Origin of the sequence: Providencia sp. PROV202 (genome assembly GCF_028479565.1) — a bacterium.
Lineage (GTDB): Bacteria > Pseudomonadota > Gammaproteobacteria > Enterobacterales > Enterobacteriaceae > Providencia > Providencia zhijiangensis.
Genome location: NZ_JAMPNV010000001.1, coordinates 193,189 through 199,188 on the forward strand (window position 1 = coordinate 193,189; position 6,000 = coordinate 199,188).

Here is a 6,000-nt window from a genome sequence, read left to right on the forward strand (position 1 = left end):
AGTCTATGTCAAGTCAGGATCCAAACCATAAAGATAGCCTTTTCTCCGCGCCGATCGCCAATTTAGGTGACTGGAAGTTTGATGAAAAAGTGGCTGAAGTTTTCCCCGATATGATCCAACGTTCTGTACCGGGTTACTCCAATATCATCACCATGATTGGGATGCTAGCGGGTCGTTTTGTGACGCCAAATAGCCAAGTCTATGATCTGGGTTGTTCCCTTGGTGCCGCAACCTTGTCTGTTCGTCGAAATATTTCAGTGGAAAACTGCAAAATCATTTCTGTCGATAATTCACCCGCTATGGTCGAACGCTGCCGCCGTCATATTGATGCGTATAAAGCACAAACGCCTGTCGAGGTTATCGAAGGCGATATTCGCGATATTCATATTGAAAACGCTTCTATGGTTATCCTTAACTTCACATTGCAGTTTTTAAATCCCGATGACCGTGAAAAATTGCTCACTAAAATTTACCAAGGGTTATTACCCGGTGGCATTTTAGTGTTATCTGAGAAATTTAATTTTGAAGATAAGCAAATTGGTGAGTTGTTATTTAACATGCACCATGATTTCAAACGCGCCAACGGGTATAGCGAACTCGAAATCAGCCAAAAACGCAGTATGCTCGAAAATGTCATGCTCACCGACTCTGTCGAAGCGCATAAAGCTCGCTTAAAACGCGTCGGATTCACACATTGTGAAGTCTGGTTCCAGTGTTTTAACTTCGGTTCATTATTAGCATTAAAAGAGGGGCAGTAATGATCGATTTCGGTCGTTTTTATCAACAAATTGCCGTTGGCCCTCTTAGCCATTGGTTAGAAACCCTGCCCGCTCAACTGGCGGCATGGAAGAAAGAAGGTCTACACGGTGGGTTTTCTTCATGGGAGAAAATGTTAGATAACCTGCCTGTAATGACGCCGACCCAGTTAGATATTAAAAATAGCGTTACTGCGACGCGCGACCCAGAATTAACCGAAGGCGAAACTCGCCGTTTAAACAATATATTAGGGCAGTTGAAACCATGGCGCAAAGGGCCATTTTCCCTATATGGCGTCAATATCGATACCGAATGGCGTTCAGATTGGAAATGGGATCGCGTTTTGCCACATATTTCCCCATTGAAAGGCCGCCATGTGTTAGATGTGGGCTGCGGAAGTGGCTACCACATGTGGCGTATGCTGGGCGAAGAAGCGGAGTTTGTCGTCGGTATCGATCCTACCGAACTGTTTTTATGCCAATTTGAAGCTGTTAGAAAACTGTTAGGTGATGACCAACGCGCACATTTACTGCCGCTCGGTATCGAACAACTGCCTGCATTAAAAGCCTTTGATACCGTATTCTCTATGGGCGTTCTGTATCATCGTCGCTCCCCACTCGACCATTTATGGCAGTTAAAAGACCAACTCGTCAGTGAAGGTGAGTTAGTGTTGGAAAGTTTGGTCATTGAAGGTGATGAATTCCAATGCCTGATCCCCGGCGATCGCTATGCACAAATGCGCAACGTTTACTTTATTCCTTCCGCCAAAATGCTCAAAGTGTGGTTAGAAAAATGTGGTTTTGTCGACGTACGCATTGTTGACCAAGCCGTGACTTCGTTAGACGAACAGCGCCGTACAGAGTGGATGCCAACGGATTCGTTAGCAGAATTTTTAGACCCTAATGATCAAACCAAAACCATCGAAGGGTATCCAGCCCCTCTACGTGCGATTTTAGTGGCGAAAAAACCATAATATTGTCAGGCGGCAATTCTCACTGACCGTACATAACAAAACCCCCAAAAGTTTATCGACAACTCACGGGGGTTTTTATTTTTGTGCCACAAAAATAACGACTACAAATTATTCATTAAATACTCTTCAACCGCTTTTGCGTCATTAGCCGAATCAAAGTCCATGCCTAATGATAGCGTGCCATCTTTTAACTCAATCGCTCTAGGCTTGGTATAGGAATAGGTAATGTTTTTGATTTTCTCACCGACTGACTGTTTTGCGAGTTCAGAGTGTTCACAGACATTGGCTATTCCCTTGAGCATCTCTTTGCTATAACCATCGATACCAATGGTTTCGAGTTGCTCTTTTGAAAAGGTTACCCAATCAAAGTTCGCTTTAATGTCTGACCCACAGGTATTATTTAATGCAGAGATTTGAGAGGAAACTTCCGTTTCATACTTTTGGTGCTTCTCTTTTTCAGCTAATGAAAAAGCAAACGAGGAAGTTGTGATGAGCAAAAGTGATGAAGTTAAGACAATTTTTTTCAGCATGATTTTTTCCTTAAAATTCATTCCGCGGTTTTTAGTTTTTACTCAGTTCAAAAATCTAAAAACAAAGGGCGGTATTTAACCTCCCTCAGACCATAAACAAAACCCATCAGGTTTGGGAATAGCTCTTTTGGGTTGTAAAATTAACAAGGAAAATCAATTTATTGATTTTCGCCTGATAACACAAAGAGGGAAAAACCACGCTTTTATCCCTCTTTGTCATCAACCTCAGGGAGGTATTTAACCTCCCTATCTTAACTCTCCCTATCGTAAATTCAGTCAGTCCTATTCCGAATTTATGATTTATGCAGGCACTTTTTCCGTTATAGAAATAAAGTCCATCATCGCTTCCACCGTTGGCCCATCCACACAGTAGTGTGTGAACTCATCGGTTTCACTGTTTGAAGCCATGGTTACACCCGCTTTGCGGTAATTCATACTGGAAGGAACTGTTTTCCCTGCGGAGCTGTGCACTTCCGTTAGACCAATTTCCATAAACTTGGTCATATTCGCCAACCGAACTCCCGCGCCAGCCATAATGATTGGACCATTCATTTCACGGCTTTTTTCGTGCAACTCTTTCAGTAGTGGTAAACCTAATTCAGCACTTTGTTGCTGACCGGATGTTAAAATACGTGCTACCCCAAGGTTTTTAAGTTGCTCTAATGCCAGTAACGGATTGATACACATATCAAAAGCACGATGGAAAGTAATCTCCATTCCATTCGCAACTTCCATTAAGGTCTGCATCCGTTCGATATCAATGCGCCCTTCTGTATCTAAGATCCCCACCACTGCGCCAGGAAACCCCATCTCCTTGATCATCTGTAAATCCTCACGGATCACATCAAATTCACTCACGTTATAGCAAAAATCACCACCACGAGGACGAATAATGGGATGAACTGGAATGTGAAGTTTCTCTCTTGCCAGTTTTAAATAGCCGTAGCTTGGTGTTAGCCCCCCATCTGCAGCCCCCGAACAGAGCTCAATGCGATTTGCACCATATTCTTGCGCGACTTCAGCGCACTCTATACCAAAACAGCAAATTTCCAGTTTCGCCATGAAGATCTCCAAAATGGTCATAAGCTCAGTAGAATATGAGCTGAAAATTGAGGGTCAAAACGTACTTTTTATTAGGCATTCAACTAACTATGCCACTTTTTGTTAAATGTTATCTGCGTGATATCACACCATTTAGAGTTGGCTCTAAATAATGATCAATAACGTTAATTGCATCACTTATTTTTCGCTTTCAACGATGTTTCTAAGGGAAAACGGGTGATATTTGAGGGTAATTAAGCCGTTTGTCACGGCCAAAGTCGGATTTGGCAGTCTTTCTTGCTGACCTTTAGGTTGACTCACTTTATAGGAGTATCCTTCCGGTAGCGTGTCCGGTAATAAACGACGCGCTGTCTCTTCCAATAATTCTGGCGCGACCTCAATGACCATTTCAATATGTTCCCAGCTCTCTTGAGGATAGGTTTTATCTTTTGGAAAAGGGAGCTCAATAATATAGACATCCTGCCCAGCGATTTGAATCGGCTTTTTCAGATCATAAAGGCGAATTGGGCGACCGTTAATCAGGTTATCAGAAAGTAATTCAGCGCATTGTAATAGCCCGTCATGCCAACGCTCAGCGGTTTCCTGATGGTGGCAACGCACGGAAATGTGGTCAATCACATAATCGGTCAAGGAAAGATTGAGAGAGTGCGCCATCGCCGCAACCTTTTGATCAAAATCAGGCAGGTCGCACCATAGATCATTTAACTGAGGAATTTTATCGAAATCTAGCATTAACATGACTCTATAAATAGAAAACAAAGATAATAAAAAGTGAAACAATCGCCAGACTGTAGCACGACTCCCCCAAAATATGGTATAAAACCTGCCGTTTTTTCTCTTCCACCTTTTAGTTACGCCCATGAAATGGCACAATGCGGTAACTATGTTCGTTATTTAAGGTAATCCGGTGAATATTCAGGCTATTCTTTCAGATAAAATCAGTGCTGCAATGCTAGCAGCGGGAGCTCCAGAAGGCTGTGACGCCCTTGTTCGTCAATCAGCTAAAGCGCAATTTGGTGACTATCAGGCTAACGGCGTGATGGGAGCTGCGAAAAAAATGGGTCTGCCTCCCCGACAACTGGCCGAGCAAATTGTTAGCCAATTAGATCTCGAAGGTATCGCATCAAAAATTGAAATCGCCGGTCCCGGTTTCATCAACATTTTTATCGACCCAACATGGATTGCGACTCACGCAGAAAACGCGCTGACCAGTGACCGTTTAGGCCTAGCACCTGTTAAAGCCGAAACCATAGTGATTGATTACTCCGCGCCTAACGTCGCGAAACAGATGCACGTTGGTCATTTACGCTCCACCATTATTGGTGATGCTGCGGCTCGTACCCAAGAATTTATCGGTCACAAAGTGATCCGCGCTAACCACGTGGGCGACTGGGGCACACAATTCGGGATGCTCATTGCTTACTTAGAAAAAGTGCAAAATGAAGATGCCAGCGACATGGCACTTTCAGATCTCGAAGAATTCTACCGCGAAGCGAAAAAACATTACGACGAAGATGAAGACTTTGCCGTTCGTGCTCGTGGTTACGTGGTGAAATTACAATCTGGTGATGAATACTGCCGCAAAATGTGGCGTAAACTGGTTGATATTACCATGCAACAAAACCAAGAAACCTATCGCCGTTTAAACGTCACGTTGACAGAAGACGATGTGATGGGTGAAAGCCTGTATAACAGCATGTTACCGGGTATCGTTGCTGACCTAAAAGCCAAAGGTTTAGCCGTAGAAAGTGAAGGTGCAACCGTAGTTTTCCTTGATGAATTCAAGAACAAAGAAGGCGAACCGATGGGCGTTATCGTCCAGAAGAAAGATGGCGGTTTCCTGTACACCACCACCGATATCGCCTGTGCAAAATACCGTTATGAAACCTTGCATGCGGATCGCTCCTTGTATTACATCGACTCCCGCCAGCATCAACATTTAATGCAAGCTTGGACTATTGTCCGTAAAGCGGGTTATATCCCAGAATCCATGGCGCTTGAGCACCATATGTTCGGCATGATGTTAGGAAAAGATGGTAAGCCATTCAAAACCCGTTCAGGCGGTACTGTTCGTCTATCTGACCTGTTAGATGAAGCCGTTGAACGTGCTCAAACGCTGATCCGTGAGAAAAACCCGGATATGGCAGAAGAGGAATTGCTGAATCTTGCTAATGTCGTGGGTATCGGCGCGGTTAAATATGCAGATCTGTCTAAAAACCGTACCACTGACTACATTTTCGATTGGGACAATATGCTAGCCTTTGAAGGTAATACCGCGCCATATATGCAATATGCCTATACCCGCGTTGCCTCTATCTTCAAAAAAGCAGACATTACCGAAGCGGATTTAACGCTCCCAATCGTATTAGAAGCGCCACACGAAATGGCATTGGCAACGCGCTTAATGCAATTTGAAGAGACAATCTTAACGGTTGCGCGTGAAGGTACGCCACACGTTATGTGTGCGTATCTGTATGACTTAGCCGGCCTGTTCTCTAGCTTCTACGAACATTGCCCTATTTTATCCGCAGACACCGATGCCCAGCGTCAAAGCCGTTTAAAACTGGCCTTATTAACGCAAAAAACCTTAAAAGCGGGTCTGGATACATTAGGTATCGAAACCGTCGAAAGAATGTAAGTTTTATTCTTTTGTTTAAAGCCCACTTCGGTGGGCTTTAA

6 protein-coding genes are annotated in these 6,000 nt (G+C 43.8%); 3 read left to right on the forward strand and 3 right to left on the reverse strand.

Annotation, left to right across the window (positions count from 1 at the left end):
- The first annotated feature begins 5 nt into the window (after positions 1–5).
- Together cmoA and cmoB are read left to right on the forward strand one after the other, a co-directional pair.
- Positions 6–758, forward strand: a complete 753-nt coding sequence (gene cmoA / locus PR799_RS00875; protein ID WP_036948300.1) for a carboxy-S-adenosyl-L-methionine synthase CmoA — start codon at positions 6–8, stop codon at positions 756–758.
- Positions 758–1,729, forward strand: coding sequence for a tRNA 5-methoxyuridine(34)/uridine 5-oxyacetic acid(34) synthase CmoB (gene cmoB, locus PR799_RS00880; RefSeq protein WP_154603909.1), 972 nt, complete (start codon positions 758–760; stop codon positions 1,727–1,729). Before cmoA ends, cmoB begins: the two co-directional genes overlap by 1 nt.
- Before the next feature lie 101 nt (positions 1,730–1,830).
- Here cmoB and PR799_RS00885 read toward each other — a convergent pair whose 3' ends face one another.
- From PR799_RS00885 to PR799_RS00895, 3 genes are all read right to left on the reverse strand, one after another.
- On the reverse strand, positions 1,831–2,259 hold the full coding sequence (locus tag PR799_RS00885; protein ID WP_154626702.1) for a hypothetical protein: 429 nt from the start codon (positions 2,257–2,259) through the stop codon (positions 1,831–1,833).
- 300 nt (positions 2,260–2,559) lie between these two features.
- Positions 2,560–3,321, reverse strand: a complete 762-nt coding sequence (cutC, locus tag PR799_RS00890; protein WP_154626699.1) for a copper homeostasis protein CutC — start codon at positions 3,319–3,321, stop codon at positions 2,560–2,562.
- 177 nt (positions 3,322–3,498) lie between these two features.
- Positions 3,499–4,053, reverse strand: a complete 555-nt coding sequence (locus PR799_RS00895; protein WP_154603912.1) for a VOC family protein — start codon at positions 4,051–4,053, stop codon at positions 3,499–3,501.
- A gap of 175 nt (positions 4,054–4,228) precedes the next feature.
- Here PR799_RS00895 and argS point away from each other — a divergent pair, with 175 nt between their 5' ends.
- Positions 4,229–5,959 (forward strand): arginine--tRNA ligase, encoded by a 1,731-nt coding sequence (argS, locus tag PR799_RS00900; protein ID WP_036954545.1) that lies wholly within the window; start codon positions 4,229–4,231, stop codon positions 5,957–5,959.
- Positions 5,960–6,000: the final 41 nt, after the last annotated feature.

Bases quoted from the DNA above. Each gene is read 5' to 3' on its own strand.
- PR799_RS00885 (WP_154626702.1), bottom strand. From the start codon at position 2,259: ATGCTGAAAAAAATTGTCTTAACTTCATCACTTTTGCTCATCACAACT.
- PR799_RS00895 (WP_154603912.1), bottom strand. From the start codon at position 4,053: ATGCTAGATTTCGATAAAATTCCTCAGTTAAATGATCTATGGTGCGAC.
- cmoA (WP_036948300.1), top strand. From the start codon at position 6: ATGTCAAGTCAGGATCCAAACCATAAAGATAGCCTTTTCTCCGCGCCG.
- cutC (WP_154626699.1), bottom strand. From the start codon at position 3,321: ATGGCGAAACTGGAAATTTGCTGTTTTGGTATAGAGTGCGCTGAAGTC.
- cmoB (WP_154603909.1), top strand. From the start codon at position 758: ATGATCGATTTCGGTCGTTTTTATCAACAAATTGCCGTTGGCCCTCTT.